Source organism: Comamonas testosteroni (genome assembly GCF_030505195.1).
GTDB classification, from domain to species: Bacteria; Pseudomonadota; Gammaproteobacteria; order Burkholderiales; family Burkholderiaceae_C; genus Comamonas; species Comamonas testosteroni_G.
The window spans coordinates 223,520-244,656 of sequence record NZ_CP129672.1 but is presented as its reverse complement, the minus strand read 5'-3'; the positions used below and the strand labels follow the sequence as shown (position 1 = coordinate 244,656).

The following is a 21,137-nucleotide window of genomic DNA, read 5'->3' as shown; positions in this document are numbered from 1 at the left end:
AAGTCATGGTGCATTCTTCAACTCAGAACAGGAGAAAGCACTATGGCAATCCGCCTGCATGGCAGCGCCCGCACAACGCCGCGTATCCGCGCAGAACGCCTGCTGGCCACCGGCTCCCATCGGTCCTTGGCCAAGCTCTATGGCCTCAACCCCAAGACCGTGGCCAAGTGGCGTGCGCGCACATCGGTGCTCGATGAGCCCATGGGTCCTCGGGACAGAGCAAGCCAGCATCTTTCCCAAGAGCAAGAACACTTGGCCATTACGCTGCGCAAGCAAGGGTATCTGACGCTGGACGATCTCATGGGGCAGCTCCTGGAGACGGCGCCCAAGCTCAGCCGCAGCGCCTTGCATCGTTGCCTGCAGCGTCACGGCATCAGTCGACAGCCAGCAATGCAGGTGCCACGAAGGCATGGAAAGTTTGAAGAAACGACACTGGGCTTCGTGCACATCGACAGCGCCGAAATGAAGATCTTCAGCGGCAAACAGCACATGTTTGTCGCTATCGACCGCGTCACAAAATTCACGCACGTTGCGTTCTTTGACAGGGTCACGAAAGCCAATGCAGCGCAGTTCCTTCGGCAGGTGCTTGTGGCCTTCCCGTACCGCATACCTACCGTTCTGACGGACAACGGCATGGCCTTCACAGGTCAAGAACGCTTCAGAGGCGGCGTCACCGACACATGCATCGGTCACATCTTTGAACGCATCTGCAAGTTCAATGGAATCGAGAAACGACATACCAAGCCGTACCACCCTTGGACTAACGGCATGGTCGAGCGCATGAACTGGACCATCAAGGAATCCACGATCAAGGCGTATGAGTACGAGGGCCTGGAGCAGCTACGGGAGCATGTCCAAGCATTTGTTCAAAGCTACAACTTCGGCAAGCACTTGAAAGCGCTCAGGTGGAAGACACCATTCCGTGCGATGTTCGAGGCGCGGGAAAAAGATCCAAGTCGCTTCAGGTACGAGCTATTTGTGTCATATCCAGCAATCCCAGTGACACTGCCGTGATGCCTGAGTTGCTCGCGCAGGTTCCCGCCCAACAACCGCTGCTGACCGTAATCGGCGATGGGGTCTACGACACCCAGCCCGCGCATGCGGCGGTCATACGGCGCAATGCCACGCCCATCATTCCTCTAAGAAAGAATGCCAGGCTACGCAAAGGCGATGCCTTCTGGCGCAAGCTCTGGAAAAACTGGAGTGGTTACCTCCGACGTGACCTAGTGGAGACCAAGATGCACTGCATCAAACGGTTGGGCGAACGGGTGATGTCACGCACGTTTGAGAGGCAGGTTAACGAGCGGCACATCCGAGCCGCCATCCTCAATCGATTTACTGGATTGGGCTGCCCACAGACGGTGGCTGTGGCATAGCCACGTTTGGGGGGGAAGTCTGGCTTGCGGCTGATTTATGGCGCAGCGCCACAACAACAAGCTCTTCCGACGTCTCCGTTGCGCTTGCCATTTTCCATAAATATAGTACGTGTTCAGCATATAAATCAGGTGCTGCAGCCAAGCAATAGGTTTGATTTACACGGAAGAATTGGGGTAAGTACTTGGACTTCGGCTGACTTGTCATACTAATATAGTACGTGCACGTCATAAAAAGAGCTTCAAATTTTCACCAATACAGTGGGTGTGACATGACTTCCTTATCTCCAACTCTTAGGCGGATCGAGGTTTCGGCTTCTCTTCCTGAGCCTAAGTTTCGTTACTCACCAGCGGTACAGGTGGGTAGTGATGTGTACGTCTCGGGGCTGGTTGGACTTGACGCAAATACAGGCGTCCTAGTCAGTGATAGTGCTCACGAGCAGACACTTCAGATCCTGCGAAATCTGCAGGCACTCTGCGCCGAGCAGGCATGGCGTCTTGATCGGCTTGTGCTGGCGCGAGTTTTTTGCGCTGGCGAAGGCTCGGCCGATGGCATGAACAAGGCATGGAGAGAGTTCTTCGCAGAACTCGCTCCACCTGCAAGAACCTTCACGGTCGTGAAGTCCCTCCCGCTGGGTGCTGCGGTGGAAATCGAGTTTCAGTTGTCAACTTGAGAGGAAGCAAAATGAGCGAAGGAAGAATTCTTTCCGGCTTGCTGGCGCCCCATCCGCCGCATCTCGTCTACGGCGAGAACCCGCCGCAGAACGAACCGCGTTCCGAAGGTGGGTGGGAGCCGTTGCGCTGGGCGTACGACCACGCCCGCGAAAGCATCGAGCGTCTCAAGCCCGACGTGCTGCTTGTACACACCCCGCACTGGATCACGCAGGTCGGCCACCACTTCCTGGGTGTGCCGCGCCTGGAAGGCCGGTCGGTCGATCCGATCTTCCCGAACCTGTTCCGCTACGACTTCGGCTTGAACGTGGACGTCGAGTTGGCCGAGGCCTGCTGCGAAGAAGCCAACAAGCTGGGCATCGTCAGCAAGATGATGCGCAACCCGAAGTTCCGCGTGGACTACGGGACCATCACCACACTGCACATGATTCGCCCGCAGTGGGACATTCCGGTGGTCGGCATCTCTGCTAACAACACGCCGTATTACCTGAGCACGGGCGAAGGCTTGGGCGAGATGGACATCCTGGGCCGCGCCACCCGCGAGGCCATCCGGAAGACCGGCCGCAAGGCCATCTTGCTGGCCAGCAACACGCTGTCGCACTGGCACTTTCATGAAGAGCCCGCACTGCCCGAGGATATGTCCAAGGAACATCCCGAGCGCTACGACGGCTACAAGTGGGACATCCGCATGATTGAGCTCATGCGCCAGGGCCGGATGAGGGAAGTCTTCCAACTCATGCCGCAGTTCATCGACGAGGCGTTCGCGGAGACGAAATCCGGCGCCTTCACCTGGATGCACGCCGCCATGGGCTACCCGGAATTGGCGGGCAAGCTGCACGGCTATGGGACCGTCATCGGCACCGGCAACGCTGTGATCGAGTGGAACCTCGAAGAAGCCGGCCTCTCGTCCATCGGCGCCGAAGCGCAACCGGTCTGACCTCACCCCGAAACCCATTGGAGCTACAAAGTGACCGTTGTATCTGCATTCCTTGTGCCCGGCAGTCCTCTGCCGCAGCTTCGTCCGGACGTTGCCCCTTGGGGACGGTTGAGCGAAGCGCTTGCGCTGGCGGGCAAGTCGCTCGCCGAATCGAAGCCCGACTGCGTCCTCGTTTACTCGACGCAATGGTTCGCGGTATTGGACCAACTGTGGGTGACACGCAGGCGCAGCACCGGCCTGCACGTGGACGAGAACTGGCATGAGTTCGGCGAACAGAACTTCGACATCGTGTCGGATACCGTGCTGGCTCAGAGCTGCATCGAAGGCTGTAACGCGGCCGGAATCCGTGCCCGCGGCGTGGACTACGACCAGTTCCCGATTGACACCGGAACCATCACGGCCGCGTCGCTGATGAACTTCGGCACCGGCCAGTTGCCTGTCGTTATGGCCGCCAACAACCTGTACCACAACGCGGCGCAGACCGAGTCACTGGGGGGCATCGCGCTGGCGGCCGCGCAGGGCAAGCGGGTGGCCGTGGTCGGCATCGGCGGCTTGTCGAACAACATGTTCCGCGAAACCATCGACCTGAAAGAGGACCACGTTCTGTCCGAAGGCGACGACAAGTGGAACCGCCGCGTTCTGGCACTTATGGAAAGCGGCGATGTCGCAGGCCTGCGCGAGGTGCTGCCGAAGTACGCCGGCGAAGCGCGCGCGGATATGGGCTTCAAGCACTTTTACTGGCTGCTTGGTGCCATGAACGGCGGCTTCAAGTCGGCCACCGTCCACGAGTACGCCCCTCTCTACGGCAGCGGCGGCGCGGTCGTGGAATTCACCGTTCAGTAAGGCCTGCTTGGCAGGCCCGTCAATTGACTCAAGGAGCACACGCGTTGAAGCAGTATAGAAATTTTATTGATGGCCGGTTCGTCGAAAGCGAGAAGCGTTTCGCGGGGATCAACCCTGCGAACGGCCAGCGCTTCGCAGACATCCATGAGGCCACAAAGGGCATGGTCGACGATGCCATGCAGGCAGGTCATCGCGCGGTGCAGAGCTGGGGCGCAACGTCGGTCGCCGACCGCGCGGACATGCTCTATCGCATTGCCGACGAGATCGACCGACGCGCCGCCGACTTCCTCGACGCGGAAGTCAGCGACACGGGCAAGCCCGTATCTCTGGCGTCCAAGTTGGACATCCCGCGCGGTGCGGCCAACTTCCGGACCTTTGCCGACATCCTGAAGACGGCGCCGCTGGAGACCTACCGCACCGACCTGCACGGCGGAGCGCAAGCCCTGAACTACGCGGTACGCAAGCCTCTGGGAGTGATCGGCATCATTTCACCGTGGAATCTGCCGCTGCTGCTGTTCACCTGGAAGATCGCGCCCGCACTGGCCTGCGGCAATGCCGTGGTCGCCAAGCCCTCTGAAGAGACGCCAGGCACTGCCACGCTGCTCGCCGAGGTGATGCAGACCGTGGGCCTGCCCAATGGCGTCTTCAATCTCGTGCATGGCTATGGCCCCAACTCCGCGGGCGAATTCATCACCAAGCACCCGCGCGTGAACGCCATCACGTTCACGGGCGAGTCCAAGACCGGCACGGCCATCATGCACGCCGCTGCAGAGGGCGTGAAGCCAGTCTCGTTCGAGCTCGGCGGCAAGAACGCCGCAATCATCTTCGCGGACTGCGACTTCGAGAAGACCGTCGACGGCATGGCGCGTGCCGTGTTTCTCAATAGTGGCCAAGTGTGCTTGTGCTCCGAGCGTATCTTCGTCGAGAGACCGATCTACGACCGCTTCGTCAATGCGCTCGCTGAGCGTGCCCGTATGCTAAAGCTCGGCGACCCGACCGATCCAACGACCGATATGGGCCCGCTCATTTCTGCAGGCCATCGCGACAAGGTGCTTTCTTACTACGCGCTGGCACGTGAGGAAGGTGCAGAGTTCATAGTTGGCGGCGGAACGCCGCGCTTTGGCAGCCATCTGGACAACGGCAGCTGGGTCGAGCCGACGTTGATTGCCGGATTGGCGGACGACGCACGCTGTGTGCGTGAAGAGATTTTCGGGCCAATCGGGCACGTAACGCCCTTCGACTCGGAAGCCGAGGTTATCCAGCGCGCCAATGCCACGCCTTACGGTTTGGCCGCCTCGATCTGGACCAGCAACGTGAACAAGGCCCACCGAGTGGCGCAGTCGATGAATGTTGGCGTGGCCTGGGTCAACGCCTGGTTCCTGCGCGACCTGCGTACGCCGTTCGGCGGCAGTGGCCTGTCGGGCGTAGGCCGCGAGGGCGGCATGCATTCGCTGAACTTCTACTCCGAACTGACCAACGTCTGCATCTACCTGGACGCGTCGTAATCCGCGCAGAACAACAAGCATGAGTACCACCAACACCTCTTCAACTGTCGTCGCGGGGCGTGCCGCGCCCCGTGGCAAATTCCCACACGTCAAGCGGGCGGGCGACTTCCTGTTCGTCTCGGGCACCAGCTCGCGTAGGCAGGACAACAGCTTCGCGGGCGCCAAGGTTGATGCCATGGGCGTCCTGCAGGCCGACATCCGAGAGCAGACGCGAGCTGTCATCGACAACATCCGAGCCATCCTGCAAAGCGTGGGTGCAGACTTGAGCGACATCGTCGAAATCTCCTCCTACCTCGTCGATATGGGCGACTTCCAGAGCTACAACGAGGTCTACGCCGAATACTTCGACTACAGCGGGCCGGCCAGGACTACGGTGGCGGTGCACCAGCTCCCGCACCCCTTGTTGCGCATCGAGATCAAGGCTGTGGCCTACAAGCCCCTAGCCTCTGCCTAAGACACATCCACATGACCCCTGAACAACACCAACAAGCCGCTGCCGCGCTGCGCCAGGCCCTGGCCAGCGGAGAGACCATCGCTCCGCTGCGCGAAACCTATGCCGGCATGAACGAGCAGGATGCGTATGCCATCCAGGCGCTCTATACCGCACAGCGGGTAGGCGAGGGCCGCCGCGTAGTGGGCCGCAAGATTGGCCTCACCTCATTGGTCGTGCAACGCCAGCTCGGCGTCAGTCAGCCTGACTTCGGCGCGCTGTTTGACGACATGTCCTACGGCGATGGCGAGAGCATCCCGTGGGCAGTCCTGCAACAACCCAAGGTCGAAGCGGAGATCGCCTTCGTTCTGGGCCGTAACCTGGACATGTTCAACCCCAGCCACCAGGAGGTGATGCAAGCGGTGGACTACGTGGTGCCCGCGCTGGAAGTCGTGGGCAGTCGCATCGCGAACTGGAACATCAAGTTCGTCGACACGGTTGCAGACAACGCCTCCAGCGGTGTCTACGTGCTGGGCTCAACGCCGATGTCCGTGCGCGGGCTCAATCTCGGCCTGGCCGGCATGTGCCTCACACGGCGCGGCGAGCCCGTGTCCACTGGCGCGGGCGCAGCCTGCCTGGGACACCCGCTCAACGCGGTGGTGTGGCTCGCGCGCACGATGGCCCGCTTGGGCACGCCGCTACGCGCCGGTGAACTGGTGCTGTCCGGCGCGCTGGGGCCTATGGTCCCCGTAAAGTCGGGCGATGTCTTCGAATGCCATATCCATGGCGTGGGCAGCGTTCGCACCGAATTCCAAGCCCAAGAGGAACTTTCAGGAGCAGCGGCATGAGCGGATACGACGACGTCATCACCAAACTGGACGATGCGGCGCGCCTTGCCCTCGAGGTGCCGCAGTTCGACAAGGAGAGCAAGCTGAGCCTGGCTGATGCCTACGGTATCCAGAGCGCCTCCATTGCGCGCCGGCTCGCCCGGGGCGAGCGCCGCGTCGGCGTCAAGATGGGCTTCACCAGCCGGGCCAAGATGGTCCAGATGGGTCTGTCGGACGTGATCTGGGGGCGCCTGACTGACGCCATGTACTTCGAAGAGGGAACGGATGTGCCGCGATCGCGCTTTGTGCACCCGCGGGTAGAGCCCGAGCTGGCCTTCCTGCTCAAGAAGCCGCTGGGTGGCAAAGTGGCCGGCGTTGAGGCGCTTGCCGCAGTCGAGGCCATCGCACCAGCGCTGGAGATCATCGATTCGCGCTACAGGGACTTCAAGTTCACGCTGCCCGAGGTCATTGCGGACAACGCCTCGTCCAGCGGCTTCGTGGTGGGAGGGTGGCACGCGCCTGACCAGGATTTCAGCAACCTCGGCCTGGTGATGTGCATCGACGGCCGCGCAGTCCAGATCGGCTCAACGGCGGCACTGCTAGGCGACCCGCTGCGCTCGCTCGTGGCTGCTGCGCGGGTTGCCGCGGCGGCCGGCGAACCTCTGCAGGCCGGCTGGATCGTGCTGGCCGGCGGTGCCACGCCTGCGGAGTGGATCCACCCCGGCCAGCACATCTCTCTGCGCATGCAGGGTCTGGGCAGCGTCGGCTTCCAGATGGTCTGAGGCCAGAGCCTCTCCCAGTGTCTCTTCCCGTTCCAGACCAGGCCTACGGGCCTGGTCGTGGCGGCGCTGCGCTGTGCGTGTGCAGCGCAGCAACCGACTTTGGAGTTCTCAATGACCCGGAAATTCAAGGCTGCCATCATCGGCAGCGGCAACATCGGCACCGACCTGATGATCAAGATCATGCGGCACGGCCGACACATCGAGATGGGCGCCATGGTGGGCATCGATCCGGCATCCGACGGCCTGGCCCGCGCTGCCCGCCTGGGCGTGGCTACCACGCACGAAGGCGCCGAGGGCCTGACCCGGCTGCCCGTCTTCAAGGACATCGACTTCGTCTTCGACGCAACCAGTGCTGGTGCCCACGTGCATAACGATGCGCTGCTGCGCAAGCACAAGCCCGGCATCCGCATGATCGACCTCACGCCGGCCGCCATCGGACCGTACTGCGTGCCGGTAGTCAACGGCGAGCAGCACCTGGGCGCGCAGAACGTGAACATGGTGACCTGCGGCGGGCAGGCGACGATCCCCATGGTAGCGGCGGTCTCGCGCGTGACCAAGGTGCACTACGGCGAGATCGTGGCGTCCATCGCCAGCAAGAGCGCCGGACCAGGCACGCGAGCCAACATCGACGAGTTCACCGAGACCACCTCCAAGGCCATCGAGGCGGTCGGCGGCGCAACAAAGGGCAAGGCCGTGATCGTGCTGAACCCGGCAGAGCCACCGCTGATCATGCGTGACACCGTCTACACACTGAGCGATGCGACGGACGAAGCCGCCATCGCTGAGTCGATCGCGCGCATGGCTGCGGACGTGCAGTGCTACGTGCCGGGCTACCGGCTCAAGCAGGCCGTGCAATTCGACCACGTGTCCGACCTGAACGTGCCGGGCGTGGGTCGCATGTCTGGCCTGAAGACCACCGTCCTCCTTGAAGTGGAGGGCGCTGCGCACTACCTGCCGGCCTACGCCGGGAACCTCGACATCATGACCAGCGCAGGCCTGCGCACGGCCGAGCAGATGGCAGAACGCCTGGCCGCCAAGGCCGCGAATGCCTGAAAAGGAAACAGCACCATGAGCAATCCCAACTGGGCCGGCAAGGCCAAGCTTTATATCTCCGACGTCACGCTGCGCGACGGCAGTCACGCCATCCGCCACCAGTATTCGGTGGCGCAGGTACGGCAGATCGCGCAGGTCCTGGACGAGGCAAGAGTGGACTCCATTGAGGTCGCGCACGGCGACGGCCTGCAGGGCTCCAGCTTCAACTACGGTTTCGGTGCACACACCGACCTTGAATGGATTGAGGCCGCAGCTTCGGTAGTCAAGCACGCGAAAATCGCCACGCTGCTGCTGCCCGGAATCGGCACCGTGCATGACCTGAAGGCGGCCTATGACGCCGGTGCACGCATCGTGCGCGTGGCCACTCATTGCACCGAGGCCGACACCGCCCGACAGCACATCGAGTCGGCACGCAGGATGGGAATGGATACCGTCGGCTTCCTGATGATGAGCCATATGTCCTCGCCCCAGACGCTGGCCGAGCAGGCCAAGCTGATGGAAAGCTACGGTGCGACCTGCTGCTACGTGGTGGACTCGGGCGGTGCGATGAACATGAACGACGTGCGCGACCGAGTGCTGGCGCTGCGCGAGGCGCTGCAGCCAGAGACCACCATCGGCATCCACGCCCACCACAACCTGAGCCTGGGCGTCGCCAACTCCCTGGTGGCGGTCGAGTCCGGCGCCATCCGTGTCGATGCCAGCCTTGCTGGCATGGGCGCGGGCGCCGGCAATGGGCCTCTGGAAGTCTTCATCGCGGCAGCCGAACGTGCCGGCTGGACCCACGGCACCGACCTTTACAAGCTCATGGATGCCGCCGATGACATCGTTCGCCCGCTGCAGGACCGCCCGGTGCGCGTGGACCGCGAGACACTCGCGCTCGGCTATGCCGGCGTGTACAGCTCCTTCCTGCGCCACTCCGAGGCCGCGGCGAAGAAATACGGTCTGAAGACGGTAGACATCCTCGTGGAGCTGGGCAAACGCCGCATGGTGGGTGGCCAGGAGGACATGATCGTCGACGTGGCGCTGGATTTGCAGCAACGCGTCCAAGCCTGCAAGTCCTAGAGCAGCTAGAAGGTGTGCTGACTCAATCTTTCACATTAGCGAATCAGATTTACTTCTACGGAGCAATCGTGCCATTTGCGAGAAGAAACGTAATTTACTGAACTTGGATTTGAGGACGTAACAGGCGTTGATTGGTATGGCTTGCTCGTTCCTGCTCAAACGCCACAGTCGGTGATGGATAAGCTGAACGCCGAGACGGTTAAAGCCGTGTGGTCTTCTGCTGTCGCTGAATAACTTGAGAAATCGGGATTCGCCCCTTACAGCCTAAGCCCAGCTAAATTTTCTAAGCGCATCGAAGCAGAAACTTTGCGCTGGGCTCCAATAGTTAAGCAATCAGGATTCACAGCGGAGAGCTAAGGAAGGTCCACACCTGCCGCCGCACTCGCATCCGACACTAGCCCCAGCCCCTTTCATTCCCGGTACCCGCACAGGTCGGCCGATGGGTGCCTTGCCTCTTGGATATTACATGCAACCCTTGTATCGCCAGTTCCGCACGCAGGAACAGATCGACGCCGAGTACGACGTCGAGAAGTCGGTGCCCGACTTCATGATCTACGCCAAGCACTACGTCGAAGCGAGCGAAGCGCTGCGCAATAGCGTGGACGCACAGCTGGACGTCGCCTACGGCCCCACGCTGGACGAGACGCTGGACATCTTCCCGGCAGAGCAGCCGGACGCGCCGGTCTTCGTCTTCATCCACGGTGGCGCCTGGCGCATCCTAAGCAGCAAGGAGTTCTCGACCGTTGCTAACGGCATGCGTGCGCGCGGCATCACCACGGTCGTCGTGAACTATGCGCTGTGCCCCAAAGTCAGTATCGACGAGATCACGCGCCAGTCCCGCGCCGCGGTGGCTTGGGTTCTGCGAAACATCGCGCGCTACGGCGGTGACCCGCAGCGTGTGGTCCTTGGCGGCCATTCAGCCGGGGGGCACCTCACCGCCATGTGCCTGCAGACCGACTGGGAGGGCGAGTACGGACTGCCCAAAGATCCGCTCGCTGGGGCAGTTGTCGTCAGCGGCGTTTTCGAGATCGAGCCGTTCCGCTGGTCGTCGATCCAGCCCATGCTGCAAATCGACGATGGCGCCATCCGGCGCAATACGCCCCTGCACAGTGTGCGCAGGTGTGCCACACCGCTGCTCGTCTCGTGGGGCAGTGAGGAGCCGGCTGAGTTCGAGCGCCAGTCCCTTGCCTTCGTGCAGGCATGGTCCGATGCCGGCAACCGGGCACAGATGTTACCGCAAGAGGGCCGCAACCACTTCGATGCAATCTATGGCTTTGAAAAGGCCGGCCATCCTCTAACTGAATGGATCGTCAACGTAACTCGGATCTGAATCCTCTCTCCAAACATACGTCAAGAACAAAAATGAAAAGCATCAAATCTCCTAGTCTTCCCGCGCGCCGCACAATTCTGTCTGCCGGTGTTTCTGCTGCTGGCTTGGCCCTTGTGGGTCCAGTACTCGCGCAGGGATCCATCAATAAGTTGCCCAAGGTCTGGATGGACTTCGACCAAGTGGCATTGGACAAGGCTTACGATCAGGCTGCCTTGCTTCCCAATATTGAAAGCTTTATTGATCGTTGTGCTTGGAGCACTGCAGTCGCAAGGAGCAGGATTGGAGCACCTCGCATGATCAGTTAGGCGCCGTCAGTGCATGAAAAGCGGGAGTTGACCGCTGCAAACCAGACAGGGGCACCTGTGCATATCTTCATCCATGGTGGCGCATGGGCTGGCTCATCTGCAGCTCAATGGGGTTATATGGCGGTGATGCTCGTGGCCAACGGCGTCCACTATGTAGCGCCAGACTTCATCAACGCTATACAGTCCAAGGGAAATCTGCTGCCTATGGCAGAACAGGTGAAAAAGTCTATTGCGTGGGTATATAAGAACGCTGCGTCTTTCGGTTGAGATCGAAACCGCATTGAATTGTCTGGACACTCCTCGGGAGCACATCTTGCAGCGGCAGCACTCATGACCAACTCGCAGGCTGAGTTCGGCTTGCCCAATGACGTTGTTAAGGGCACAGTGCTGGTAAGTGGGTTGTACGATCTAAAGCCTGTGCGACTGTCTTCGTGCAATAAGTATGTAAACTTTGACGACAAAGATCGAACTTGGCCTGAGTCCCCTACGTCATAATCCTTTCTGGTTTCTATTTAAGTGTTAAACCGAACGCTCTTCTGTCAATGTCTCAAAATTCTGCATCGCCAACGCTGACTACCGAGGTTGAAGCACTTCTACGTAACTTTCGTCTCGAGGACGTTCCTTCCCATCTTTTGCGGCGCGCTCATTTTAAGGCCGAGGAGATCTTCAGCTCGAATTTTGCTTTGGAGGACGTAACTCCACGCCAGAAAGCTGCGCTTGTATTGCTTTACCAGGAGCCAGGTCTTATACAGAATGCGCTTGCGGAGCGCCTATCTATGGACCGTAATACTGTCGCAGACATGATCAAACGCATGAGCGCAAGTGGGCTGATTGAGCGAAAGCCTTCTCCCGGGGATGCTCGCGCGTATGAGCTTTATGTTGCAGGAGGTGGTATAGAGCTACTCAATAGAGTTATGCCTAAAGACGCTGCTGTTGAAGATCAACTATTGGATAAACTGCCTCCAGAGTATCGAGGTCTTTTTGTAAAGTGCCTACGAATAATTGCTGAATCCAAATAATAAAAATTTACAAGGTAAGTCGAATTGCTTTATATATTTTAGGCTATATCAATCACTAGAGGCTCTCCTAAATATCTATTAATCAATAATAGATATTTTAATAATAGCGCTAAAATAACTGTTTTACTATCCATTTTTAGAATATTGGCGCAAAGCCCTTCTCTGACTGTTGGGTATCTTAAATTCACCGTTGAGACGCAGGTTGGACAACTTTCGGGAATCATGCATAAAGCTCAGCAGAGAGGGGTGTTGTTGCATTACAGGGACTTCCCGTCAATGCAAGCGCTTTTTACTGACCTGTCTGCCAAGACGATCCGGGTGCTTGAAACTAGGAGCAGACTGCACATCAATAGACGGGGTTAGGCACGAGGTGTAGGCCCCCAGAAACAAACCGCGCAGCAGGGCCCTCGGGATCGCTGCATAACCCGTCCAAGATTTACGCCATACCCCCTTTCCAGGGGCTGTATTTGTGCGTCTCTTAATCCTGAGACAGGCGTTCAAGTTCCTGCACTCTGTAAGCCTGCGGGCTCACGCCCAAGTGCTTGCGAAAGAATCGACCGAAGTAACTCTCATCCTCGAAGCCAAGGCCATCGGCGATCTGCTTGATGCTTGCGTTGGTGTAGATCAGCTCGCGTTGGGCTTCGATGAGGACACGCTCATTAATCAGGTCGATGCTAGATTTTCCCAAGCTTTCGCGAGTGAGCCGGGAAAGCTGACCCGCGCTGACACCCAACTGCTCAGCATACTGCGCCACACTCCATCGATGGCGTATGTGCTCATCGATAAGGTTTCTGAACTTCTCCAACTGGAGAGACTTGCGCGAAAGTGCTGGCCAGGCTGCCGATCCCAGCGTTTCATTGAGCCGCGCCACCTGCACCAGCAGCGCGGTGATAAGTGAAAGGCCTGCAGCGACTTGTCCCGTCGCCGCCAGACGCCATTCCCGCTCTATGCTCAGGTACAACGGCATCAGGCCCGCCGTGTAGCGGCCATGCTCAGGCAGGTTGATGGCCAGCGGCTTGCGCAGCGTGGACAGCAGATCGGGCATGACTATCCGTGCCATTGCCTCCAGCGGTTTTTGTGCTGCTGTCACCACAACCCCGTTGACTTGTGGGTTGAACTCGAATCCGTGGACGCGGCCTTCGGGCACAACTACTAGGGCTGGTGCGCGCAGAGGCCAGCGTACATCGTCTAACAATGCGTTGCCCTGGCCCTCTGTCATGAGCAGGATCTGGATTAGCGACTGGTGCTCGTGAGGGTCGATCTCCCAGCCATACAACGGGGAGCGCTCGGGTATCCACTCGAAGTTAAACATGTTGCTGCCGCCCGCCGGCGCGTTGTCGCCATACATTGCGTAGTTGGGGATACGGCGCGTGCGGCTGCTGGGAGGAGAGTGACGTGGCATGCATGAAATGTCCTACCTGATGCGCTTTCATGCTTATAGGGATTACCCGTGATGAAATAGCCGCGCACGAAAAGTCCGGTTGTTTGCATGAATTGTCAAAGGACTTCGCGCAACGCGACTCAGAGAATGCGACTCTTCGGATTCAAAGGGAGTCGCTATGACGATAGAAACGGATCAAGCCGGCTGGTTGCAACTACAGAACCGGGTTTGCGTGGTAACGGGTGCAGCCAGCGGCATCGGCCGCGCAGTTGCTGAGGTACTGGCTACGCAGGGCGCACGCCTAGCCCTGATTGACAAGAATGCTGACGCGCTGCAGGTTCTGTCGCAACAACTCAAAGCGCAGGGGCGACAGGTGGCCGCCGTGGCCTGCGATACATCGAACGAGCAGCAACTGCAGGCAGCTGCATCTCAAGTAGAGAGCGAACTGGGTCCGGCCCATACGCTGGTGAACAACGCGGGCGTGTTACGCGCTGGTTCTCTTGAGACGTTGACGCTGGATGATTGGAATCTAGTGCTGTCCGTTGATCTAACAGGGTACTGGCTGGCCGCCAAGGCCTTTGGCGCGCAGCTGCGTTCGCATCGAGGAGACGGTGGCGCTAGCCTGGTGCATGTGGCTTCTATTGCTGGACATTTTCCGCAAAGCCACAGTGGTGCCTACAGCGCTGCCAAGGCCGGCGTGTGTCTGCTATCGCGCCAGTTAGCCGTGGAATGGGGGGCTGATGCGGTTCGAAGCAATGTAATCAGCCCCGGAATGATCCGCACTCCGCTGTCGGCCGATTTCTATGCACAGCCTGGTGTGGAACAGGCGCGTTCTGCGGCTACCGCCAGCAGTCGCGTGGGAGAGGCCGAGGACATCGCCCATGCAGTGGCTTTCTTGGCCAGCCCGCGCGCAGGCTATGTAAATGCGGCCGAAATTATGGTTGATGGCGGCATGTCGTCCAAGTTGATGGACATGGTGCCACGCCCCGGCTTTAGCCACGCACGCTGATCAGGAAGGTAGATCAATGTCGAATGCAATCGAATGCGATGTGGTGGTCGTGGGCAGTGGCGCAGCTGGCTTAGCCGCTGCAGTGACGGCGCGAAAACGCGGGCTGGACGTGGTTGTGCTGGAGAAAGAGCCGGTCTTCGGGGGCACTACTGCGCTGTCAGGGGGCGTGTTGTGGATCCCGCTCAGTAGCCATGGCCGTAAACAGAACATGGCAGACAAGGTGCAGGACGTTCGTCGCTACCTGATGGGCGAGACCGGTGAGCACTACAACGAGGCGGCGGTCAGCGTCTTTATTGAGCAGGGGCCGAAGATGGTGGAATTCTTTGAGCGCGAAACGGCCATGCAGTTTGTGCCCACGCTCTACCCAGACTACCACCCCGACGCTGCAGGCGGCGTGGACATAGGCCGCTCTATCTTGGCCAGGCCTTATGACATCCGTGGTCTAGGCAAGGACATGCAACGGCTTAAGCCCCCGCTCAAGACCATTACCTTTATGGGCATGATGTTCAACTCATCTAATGCCGATCTCAAGCATTTCTTCCGCGCTACCAAATCGTTGACTTCGTTCTTGTACGTTTCGAAGAGACTGGCGACGCACATGAAGGAGTTGTTGCTGTACCGGCGTGGCATCAACGTGACCAGTGGCAATGCGCTTGCTGCGCGTTTGGCGCAGTCAGCACTGGACCTGAGTATTCCCATACTGACCAATACGCCAGCCAAGCAGGTGCTGATGGAGGGTGATCGTGCTGTCGGCGTTCTTGCAGCCACGGAGGGTGGTGAGCGGCGCATCGTTGCCCGTCATGGTGTGGTACTGGCCGCTGGTGGCTTTCCTCACGATGTAAAGCGTATTGCTCAAGCCTATCCACATCTGCGCCGGGGCCACGAGCATCTATCCCCAACGCCAGTCGGTAACACCGGAGATGGCGTAAGCATGGCCGAGGCTGCTGGCGGTATGGTGGATATTCGCCTCAAAGACTCAGCAGCCTGGATGCCTGTGAGTAAGGTCTATTTAGGGGGCGGCGAAGTGGGCGTGTTCCCCCATTTGCTGGATCGCTACAAACCCGGCGTGATTGGTGTGCTGCAAAACGGTCGACGCTTTACCAATGAATCCAACTCCTACCACGACGTAGGGGCGGCCATGATAGAGGCTTGCGCTGGATTGGCAGAAACCGCCATGTGGCTGCTCTGTGACAAGGCCACTCTCTCCAAGTACGGCATGGGCTATGTCAAGCCCGCTCCAATGCCCATAGGCCGCTTTTTGCGCAATGGCTATTTGATTGAGGGCCGTACGCTAGCAGAACTGGCAGACAAAGCGGGCATAGATTCGCAGGGACTTGAGGCCACGATACAAGCATACAACCGGGACGCGGTGCGCGGCGAGGACCCTATATTTGGCCGTGGCAAAACAGCTTTTAACCGCTATTTGGCTGACCCCGAGCACCGACCCAACCCCTGTGTGGCCCCCGTTCAAAACGGCCCCTTCTACGCGGTCAAAGTTGTTATGGGAGATCTGGGTACGTTCGACGGCGCGCGCACTAGCGTGGTCGGCGAGGTGCTCAGGCGCGATGGCTCGACTATCGAGGGGTTGTATGCAGTGGGCAACGATCGCGCCAGCATCATGGGGGGCAACTATCCGGGAGCGGGTATCACCCACGGGCCGAATATGACTTTTGGCTATGTCACGGCGAATCACATTGCTGATCGGGCGCTGAATGGCGGGGATGCGTTATGAGTGCAAAGGCCTTGATCGACCACCGCGTCTACACCATCGCTCTGCGCAAAATGCCCGAATTCTTGGAGGTGTTCAACTCCCTGGCCATGCCAGTGTTGATACAGACCCTGGGGCATCCGCTGGGTTTTTACACCAGCCTCGTGGGGCCACAGAACCAGTTTGTGCATCTGTGGGGTTACGACAGCCTTGCTGACTACGAACTTCGCAGTCGCGCGCGAGATCTGCATCCGGATTTTCCTGCCTATTTGAAGGCCTCGGGGCATTTGATCACTGCGCAGGAGACTCGATTGATCCACGCAGTCGAAATGCTGGGTTGGAAGCGCTAGATCTTCCACCTTCTCCCGCTCGACTTACGCAAATCCGATTTAAACAAGACGTTGCTCGCTGGTAACGTCCTTTGTGCATGTGTAGTTGCGTAAGTCCTGCTCCTAACTATCTACAAGACGGAGACAAACTATGACGCATTCTCTTTCCCGCTTTCTGTCGCGCCGCACCTTGCTGAGCGCCACGGTGGCAACACTGAGCCTACAGGCCGGCGTTGAAGCCCATGCCCAGGCAATGTGGCCAGCCAAGCCTATACGCTTCGTCGTGGGCTTTCCTGCCGGCGGTTCTACCGATGTCATGGCCCGCGTAGTGGGTGCTGCCATGGCCAAGTCGCTGGGCCAGCCTGTTGTTGTCGATAACCGGCCAGGTGCCAGTGGCAACATTGCAGCTAGCGAGACCATCAAATCAGCGCCCGATGGCTATACCTTTATGGTGGCACCTATTTCGGTGCAGACGGCGAACCCCTTTCTGTTCAAGCCTGCGCTGAATCCTGAACGTGACCTACGCCCCGTGGCCAGCCTGGGCTATGCACAGCTCTACTTGGTGGCTAAAAAGGATTTGCGCGCCAAGTCGGCCACTGAGCTTGTAGCGATGGCCAAGGCGGCTCCTGGCAAGCTGAGTTACGGGTCTGGTGGTGCGGGAACGCAGATGCACCTAGTTGGTGAGTTGTTCAAGCAACAGGCCAATGTTGATGTGGTGCACGTACCCTACAAAGGCGCTGCGCCTGCGTTGCAGGACGTGCTGGCTGGCCAAATTGACTATTACTTTGATCCTGCAAGCGGCATTTCCCACATCCGCGAAGGGCGTGCGCGTCTGCTCGCTGTCACTGGCTCCAAGCGATCGCCCTTCTTTCCCGACGCACCTACGTTGACCGAACTGGGTATTAAGGGTGTTGAGCTCGGCAACTGGTTCGGCGTCTTCGCACCAGCCAATACGCCAACCGAAATCACCGTTCGTTTGGAGCGGGAAATCGTCAAGGCCATCGCTCAGCCCGAAGTCAAGCAGCGTTTTGCCGACCTCGGCACTGAATCTGTCGTGCAGGACGCGGTCGCCTTCCGCAAGACGATTGCAGCAGAGACCAAGGTGCTTTCTACATTGATCCGCGAGCGCAATCTCGTAGTCGACTGACATGAGCCTTTTTGCTTTCCGCCCGCAATACAACCACAGGGGAATCCATCCATGCACCTTGTCTTGTCTTTAAAACCGCGCTGCGGCAGACAGTTCGCTGCCTTCTCAATTCTCTTAGCCACCGGAGCAACTGCCTGGGCGCAGTCGTCCGTCACTATTTATGGTTCACTGGACCAATATGTCAGTCACTTGCGTAGCAGCTCCGGCAAAAATATCACCGCGTTGGAGGATGGCGCCGTACTGCGCAGTCGGCTCGGCTTTCGTGGCAAGGAAGAGCTGGGCGGCGGTCTCCATGCCAAGTTTCAGCTGGAGATGGGTATCAACGCCGACAACGGGACTCAGGCCGAAGCCACGCGCGGCTTCGACCGCCAGAGCTGGGTGGGGTTGGGCGGTGGTTGGGGTGAGGTGCGACTAGGCCGGCAGAACACAGCGTTGCTGAATAGCGGCGGTGCTATCGATTTTACGGGGCGCACTTTAGGATCGATGGTGAACAACTTCGGCGTACCTGCGCGTTTCGACAACGATATTGCCTACATCTCGCCTCGCGTGGGCGGCCTCCAGGCAGAGTTGCACTACGCCATGGCGGAAACCGGGGCTCCATCTCGGCAAGCCCTCTACCAGGCGGGTGTTGACTACATGAATGGCTCGTATCAAGTAGGCTACACGGGCTTGTACGCACGTGCGCCACAGAACGCGCCATACAAGGCACCTGTGCGCTACGACAACGTCTATGCCAACTACGATCACGGCAAGGGCAAGATCTACTTGGCCCTTGCGCGCAGTAACAACAGTACCGCCAGCGTAGCTGGCAACAATGCTGGCTCTATCCTTAGCAATATAGGTGGGGTGGTAGCAGGGACGAATGCTGACGTGGGCCGGTACTACCGGATCTGGCAGGTCGCGGCTGACTACCGAGTGCTGCCAAAACTGCGTTTAGGCGCCCTATGGGGCCAGATCAATGGACCTCATGGAGAGGGAGCCAAGGGCGCAACGTTAGCTGCATACTATGACTTGTCTAAGCGAACGATGCTGTTCGCGCTGGCCGAGCGGATGGCGAACGAGCGCAACACGGGGTTCCGGCTCGCGGGATCGGGAGGGCTGAAATCCAACCTCGCAGGAGATGACGTGAATGGGCGCACGATCAAGGGCGTTCAGGTTGGAGCGGTACACCGATTCTGAGCTTGCCCGAGAAGCAAGCTGAATGTATGGTCCCAGGAAGTCATGGTGCATTCTTCAGCCTGGAACAGGAGAAAGCACTATGGCAATCCGCCTGCATGGCAGCGCCCGCACGACGCCGCGTATCCGCGCAGAACTCCAGCTAGCCACCGGATCCCATCGGTCTTTGGCCAAGCGCTATGCCAAGACCATGGCCAAGTGGCGTGCGCGCACCTCTGTTCTCAATGAGCGCATGGCTCCTCGGTACAGAGCAAGCCAGCATCTTTCTCAAGAGCAAGAACACTTTGCAATTGGATTACGCAAGCAAAGGCATCTGTCGCTGGACGATCTCATGGGGCAGCTCCTGGAGACGGCACCCAGGCTCAGCCGCAGCGCCTTGCATCGATGCCTGCAGCGTCACGGCATCTGCCGACAGCCCGCGATGCAGGTGCCACGAAGGCTCGGAAAGTTTGAAGAAACGACGCTGGGCTTCGTGCACATCGACCGCGCCGAAATGAAGATCTTCAGCGGCAAACAGCACATGTTTGTCGCCTATATCTATTTCGGCATACGAGGAGACACCTTGATTTACTGGACTGGAAAAGGGTGCTTGGCGATAGCCGTTCCTCTTGCAACCTCTTTGGTTGGTGCTGCAGTGAATAGGTTTGCGTTTCATGGTCAGTTGTCAAACGATCAAATCTCCAGCCCTTCATTGATATGTGCCGCTCTCATCCTCCAATTCCTGATCCACCGTTTTCCTGATCTCCGCATGAGAGAGGAGCCGCCAGACAATGGTGAGGGCAATTCTTCTTCACCTTACTTCACGAAAGTCGAGCCTACATACGAACGTGTCATCAAATTTCTAAAGGTGAGGAGGCATGCGCCGCATACGTTTTGGTGGATTCCGTTAAGCGTATATCCCATCATCATCGGCGGCTTTGGTATATCGAAGCTATTCTCGCTGCGATGATTCGTATGCCAACCCATCCATCAAGCAGGGCGCAGCGCCGACGCGCATCGCCCCTTACGTCAAACGCGATGGGCCGAATGAAAACATTCGTTGTTGAAGGTGCAGCAATCGCCGATGAAGCGTCGTTTCATGAGGTGTTCCTCAAGGCGTTCGATTTCTCCGCCTTCTATGGGAGGAGCATGAATGCATGGGCTACTTTGATGGCGGCGTCCACATCGGCGGCCGAGCCCAGGCTGGTGCGCGCAATGGGCTGCTGCGTGGAGGGATTGATCACCTCCAGGGTGCGCGGGGTGGCCGTATCCACCCATTGACCGTTGATATAGAACTGCAGATGGTCTTTCATGCAATGCTCCGGATGTCGTATGTATTTGCGGAGAACTAGTTCAGGCAGCTTGAACTTGGGAGGCTATCAATGAAGACGGTGTATCGAAGGTGACTCGTTGGTTTACCCGGTGATGGGGCCAGTAATCAGCGACAGCGTAGTGCTGCGTGCTCCTGTTATCCCATATCGCAATGCCGCCAGCTTCCCACTGGTGATGCACCATGAACTCTGGTCTCTGTAGCCAGCCAAGTAGAAAATGAAGGACCCCACGAGCTTCATGGCGGTCGATTCCAATGATGTTTCGGGTGAAGTCGGCATTCACGAATATGCATTTACGGCCTGAGTCAGGATTCACTCGGACCACAGGATGTGTGACCGGCTTGCCTGCCTTGATTGCAGCGATGAGAGCTTCGTCTCCCTTTTTTCCAAGGTATTCACGAAAGCCTGATTGTTCCCAGGTGTGCACGGCACTCAACCCCTCCAAGTACTGTTGCATGCCGGGGGATAGCCATTCAAAGGCTTTGCTGGTGCTGCTCCAGCAAGTGTTTCCACCAGCTGGAGGAGTCACGGTGATCTGTATCGCTGTTCCTAATGGGGGGTTGAGCTTCCAGCTGATGTCTGTATGCCAGTTGTCGATGGCCGGCGGTCGGTCGCGGTCGGACACGATCATTTCCATCTCGGGAGCATTCGCGTTGCGGTCGAAATAGGAGCCATTTGAGATCGGTCCAAATACCTGCCCCAATGCAATGTGTTGCTCTGGTGTGATTGTTTGCGGTTTGAAGAAGATGACCTCGAAGTCGAACAACGCCTGGCGAAGTTCAGCCTTAACTTCATCAGTCAGAGGCTTCGTGAGATCAACGCCTTCGATCCAAGCCGCGAAGTTCGGCATTCTGGGGACCGGCTGTATGTGCTTGTAGCGGCTAGCAATATCGATCAACTCCATGGGTGTGGTATTGGCCATGTTCAATGCCTTTCAGG

23 protein-coding genes and 2 pseudogenes are annotated in these 21,137 nt (G+C 58.7%); 22 read left to right on the top strand and 3 right to left on the bottom strand.

Features of this window, described 5'->3' with window-relative positions; genetic code table 11:
* Positions 1 to 42 precede the first annotated feature (42 nt).
* From QYQ99_RS01050 to QYQ99_RS00980, 15 genes and pseudogenes are all read left to right on the top strand, one after another.
* On the top strand, positions 43 to 1,014 hold the full coding sequence (locus QYQ99_RS01050; protein WP_302091034.1) for an IS481 family transposase: 972 nt from the start codon (positions 43 to 45) through the stop codon (positions 1,012 to 1,014).
* Positions 957 to 1,376 (top strand): annotated as a pseudogene (locus QYQ99_RS01045) (transposase); the annotation flags it as partial. The gene QYQ99_RS01050 and the pseudogene QYQ99_RS01045, both read left to right, overlap by 58 nt.
* A 269-nt stretch (positions 1,377 to 1,645) precedes the next feature.
* The gene (locus QYQ99_RS01040) at positions 1,646 to 2,047 is read left to right on the top strand and encodes a RidA family protein (RefSeq protein ID WP_302091033.1); all 402 of its coding nucleotides are present in this window, start codon (positions 1,646 to 1,648) and stop codon (positions 2,045 to 2,047) included.
* An 11-nt stretch (positions 2,048 to 2,058) separates the two neighbouring features.
* Entirely contained in the window at positions 2,059 to 2,982 is a 924-nt protein-coding gene (locus tag QYQ99_RS01035) for a tRNA U-34 5-methylaminomethyl-2-thiouridine biosynthesis protein (protein WP_302091032.1), read from the top strand.
* Positions 2,983 to 3,012: 30 nt separating this feature from the next.
* Entirely contained in the window at positions 3,013 to 3,825 is an 813-nt protein-coding gene (locus QYQ99_RS01030; RefSeq protein ID WP_302091031.1) for a tRNA U-34 5-methylaminomethyl-2-thiouridine biosynthesis protein, read from the top strand.
* A gap of 44 nt (positions 3,826 to 3,869) precedes the next feature.
* Positions 3,870 to 5,330 carry a 2-hydroxymuconic semialdehyde dehydrogenase gene (locus tag QYQ99_RS01025; protein WP_302091030.1) on the top strand — a complete coding sequence of 487 codons (1,461 nt, stop codon included), beginning with the start codon at positions 3,870 to 3,872 and terminating at the stop codon, positions 5,328 to 5,330.
* A 19-nt stretch (positions 5,331 to 5,349) separates the two neighbouring features.
* Positions 5,350 to 5,784 carry a RidA family protein gene (locus QYQ99_RS01020; protein ID WP_302091029.1) on the top strand — a complete coding sequence of 145 codons (435 nt, stop codon included), beginning with the start codon at positions 5,350 to 5,352 and terminating at the stop codon, positions 5,782 to 5,784.
* An 11-nt stretch (positions 5,785 to 5,795) separates the two neighbouring features.
* Entirely contained in the window at positions 5,796 to 6,608 is an 813-nt protein-coding gene (mhpD, locus tag QYQ99_RS01015; protein ID WP_302091028.1) for a 2-keto-4-pentenoate hydratase, read from the top strand.
* Positions 6,605 to 7,369, top strand: a complete 765-nt coding sequence (locus tag QYQ99_RS01010; protein WP_302091027.1) for a 2-keto-4-pentenoate hydratase — start codon at positions 6,605 to 6,607, stop codon at positions 7,367 to 7,369. The genes mhpD and QYQ99_RS01010 overlap by 4 nt, the downstream gene beginning before the upstream one ends.
* A 111-nt stretch (positions 7,370 to 7,480) precedes the next feature.
* The gene (locus tag QYQ99_RS01005) at positions 7,481 to 8,422 is read left to right on the top strand and encodes an acetaldehyde dehydrogenase (acetylating) (protein WP_302091026.1); all 942 of its coding nucleotides are present in this window, start codon (positions 7,481 to 7,483) and stop codon (positions 8,420 to 8,422) included.
* Between the two features lie 15 nt (positions 8,423 to 8,437).
* Positions 8,438 to 9,484 carry a 4-hydroxy-2-oxovalerate aldolase gene (gene dmpG, locus QYQ99_RS01000; protein WP_302091025.1) on the top strand — a complete coding sequence of 349 codons (1,047 nt, stop codon included), beginning with the start codon at positions 8,438 to 8,440 and terminating at the stop codon, positions 9,482 to 9,484.
* A gap of 466 nt (positions 9,485 to 9,950) precedes the next feature.
* The gene (locus tag QYQ99_RS00995; protein WP_302091024.1) at positions 9,951 to 10,814 is read left to right on the top strand and encodes an alpha/beta hydrolase; all 864 of its coding nucleotides are present in this window, start codon (positions 9,951 to 9,953) and stop codon (positions 10,812 to 10,814) included.
* A gap of 32 nt (positions 10,815 to 10,846) precedes the next feature.
* Complete coding sequence (locus tag QYQ99_RS00990) at positions 10,847 to 11,119, top strand: hypothetical protein (protein WP_302091023.1); 273 nt, start codon at positions 10,847 to 10,849, stop codon at positions 11,117 to 11,119.
* 27 nt (positions 11,120 to 11,146) lie between these two features.
* A complete protein-coding gene (locus QYQ99_RS00985; protein WP_302091022.1) occupies positions 11,147 to 11,386 on the top strand; it encodes a hypothetical protein in 240 nt (79 codons plus the stop codon).
* A gap of 275 nt (positions 11,387 to 11,661) precedes the next feature.
* Positions 11,662 to 12,138, top strand: a complete 477-nt coding sequence (locus tag QYQ99_RS00980; RefSeq protein WP_302091021.1) for a MarR family winged helix-turn-helix transcriptional regulator — start codon at positions 11,662 to 11,664, stop codon at positions 12,136 to 12,138.
* 478 nt (positions 12,139 to 12,616) lie between these two features.
* On the opposite strand, the gene QYQ99_RS00975 is transcribed toward QYQ99_RS00980, so the two are convergent.
* Complete coding sequence (locus QYQ99_RS00975; protein WP_302091020.1) at positions 12,617 to 13,540, bottom strand: helix-turn-helix domain-containing protein; 924 nt, start codon at positions 13,538 to 13,540, stop codon at positions 12,617 to 12,619.
* A gap of 157 nt (positions 13,541 to 13,697) precedes the next feature.
* Here QYQ99_RS00975 and QYQ99_RS00970 point away from each other — a divergent pair, with 157 nt between their 5' ends.
* The 7 genes and pseudogenes from QYQ99_RS00970 to QYQ99_RS28325 form a co-directional block, all read left to right on the top strand.
* The gene (locus QYQ99_RS00970) at positions 13,698 to 14,528 is read left to right on the top strand and encodes an SDR family NAD(P)-dependent oxidoreductase (protein WP_302091019.1); all 831 of its coding nucleotides are present in this window, start codon (positions 13,698 to 13,700) and stop codon (positions 14,526 to 14,528) included.
* Between the two features lie 16 nt (positions 14,529 to 14,544).
* Entirely contained in the window at positions 14,545 to 16,260 is a 1,716-nt protein-coding gene (locus QYQ99_RS00965) for an FAD-dependent oxidoreductase (RefSeq protein ID WP_302091018.1), read from the top strand.
* On the top strand, positions 16,257 to 16,586 hold the full coding sequence (locus tag QYQ99_RS00960) for an NIPSNAP family protein (protein WP_302091017.1): 330 nt from the start codon (positions 16,257 to 16,259) through the stop codon (positions 16,584 to 16,586). Before QYQ99_RS00965 ends, QYQ99_RS00960 begins: the two co-directional genes overlap by 4 nt.
* A 130-nt stretch (positions 16,587 to 16,716) precedes the next feature.
* Entirely contained in the window at positions 16,717 to 17,712 is a 996-nt protein-coding gene (locus QYQ99_RS00955; protein WP_302091016.1) for a Bug family tripartite tricarboxylate transporter substrate binding protein, read from the top strand.
* 51 nt (positions 17,713 to 17,763) lie between these two features.
* Positions 17,764 to 18,891 carry a porin gene (locus QYQ99_RS00950; RefSeq protein ID WP_302091015.1) on the top strand — a complete coding sequence of 376 codons (1,128 nt, stop codon included), beginning with the start codon at positions 17,764 to 17,766 and terminating at the stop codon, positions 18,889 to 18,891.
* Between the two features lie 79 nt (positions 18,892 to 18,970).
* Positions 18,971 to 19,837 carry a hypothetical protein gene (locus QYQ99_RS00945; protein WP_302091014.1) on the top strand — a complete coding sequence of 289 codons (867 nt, stop codon included), beginning with the start codon at positions 18,971 to 18,973 and terminating at the stop codon, positions 19,835 to 19,837.
* Positions 19,834 to 20,007: pseudogene (locus QYQ99_RS28325) on the top strand (hypothetical protein); the annotation flags it as partial. The gene QYQ99_RS00945 and the pseudogene QYQ99_RS28325, both read left to right, overlap by 4 nt.
* Here QYQ99_RS28325 and QYQ99_RS00940 read toward each other — a convergent pair.
* Together QYQ99_RS00940 and QYQ99_RS00935 are read right to left on the bottom strand one after the other, a co-directional pair.
* Positions 20,004 to 20,180, bottom strand: a complete 177-nt coding sequence (locus tag QYQ99_RS00940) for an aldehyde dehydrogenase family protein (protein WP_302091013.1) — start codon at positions 20,178 to 20,180, stop codon at positions 20,004 to 20,006. The pseudogene QYQ99_RS28325 and the gene QYQ99_RS00940 overlap by 4 nt on opposite strands.
* A 40-nt stretch (positions 20,181 to 20,220) precedes the next feature.
* The gene (locus tag QYQ99_RS00935; RefSeq protein WP_302091012.1) at positions 20,221 to 21,120 is read right to left on the bottom strand and encodes a TauD/TfdA dioxygenase family protein; all 900 of its coding nucleotides are present in this window, start codon (positions 21,118 to 21,120) and stop codon (positions 20,221 to 20,223) included.
* Between the last annotated feature and the right edge of the window lie 17 nt (positions 21,121 to 21,137).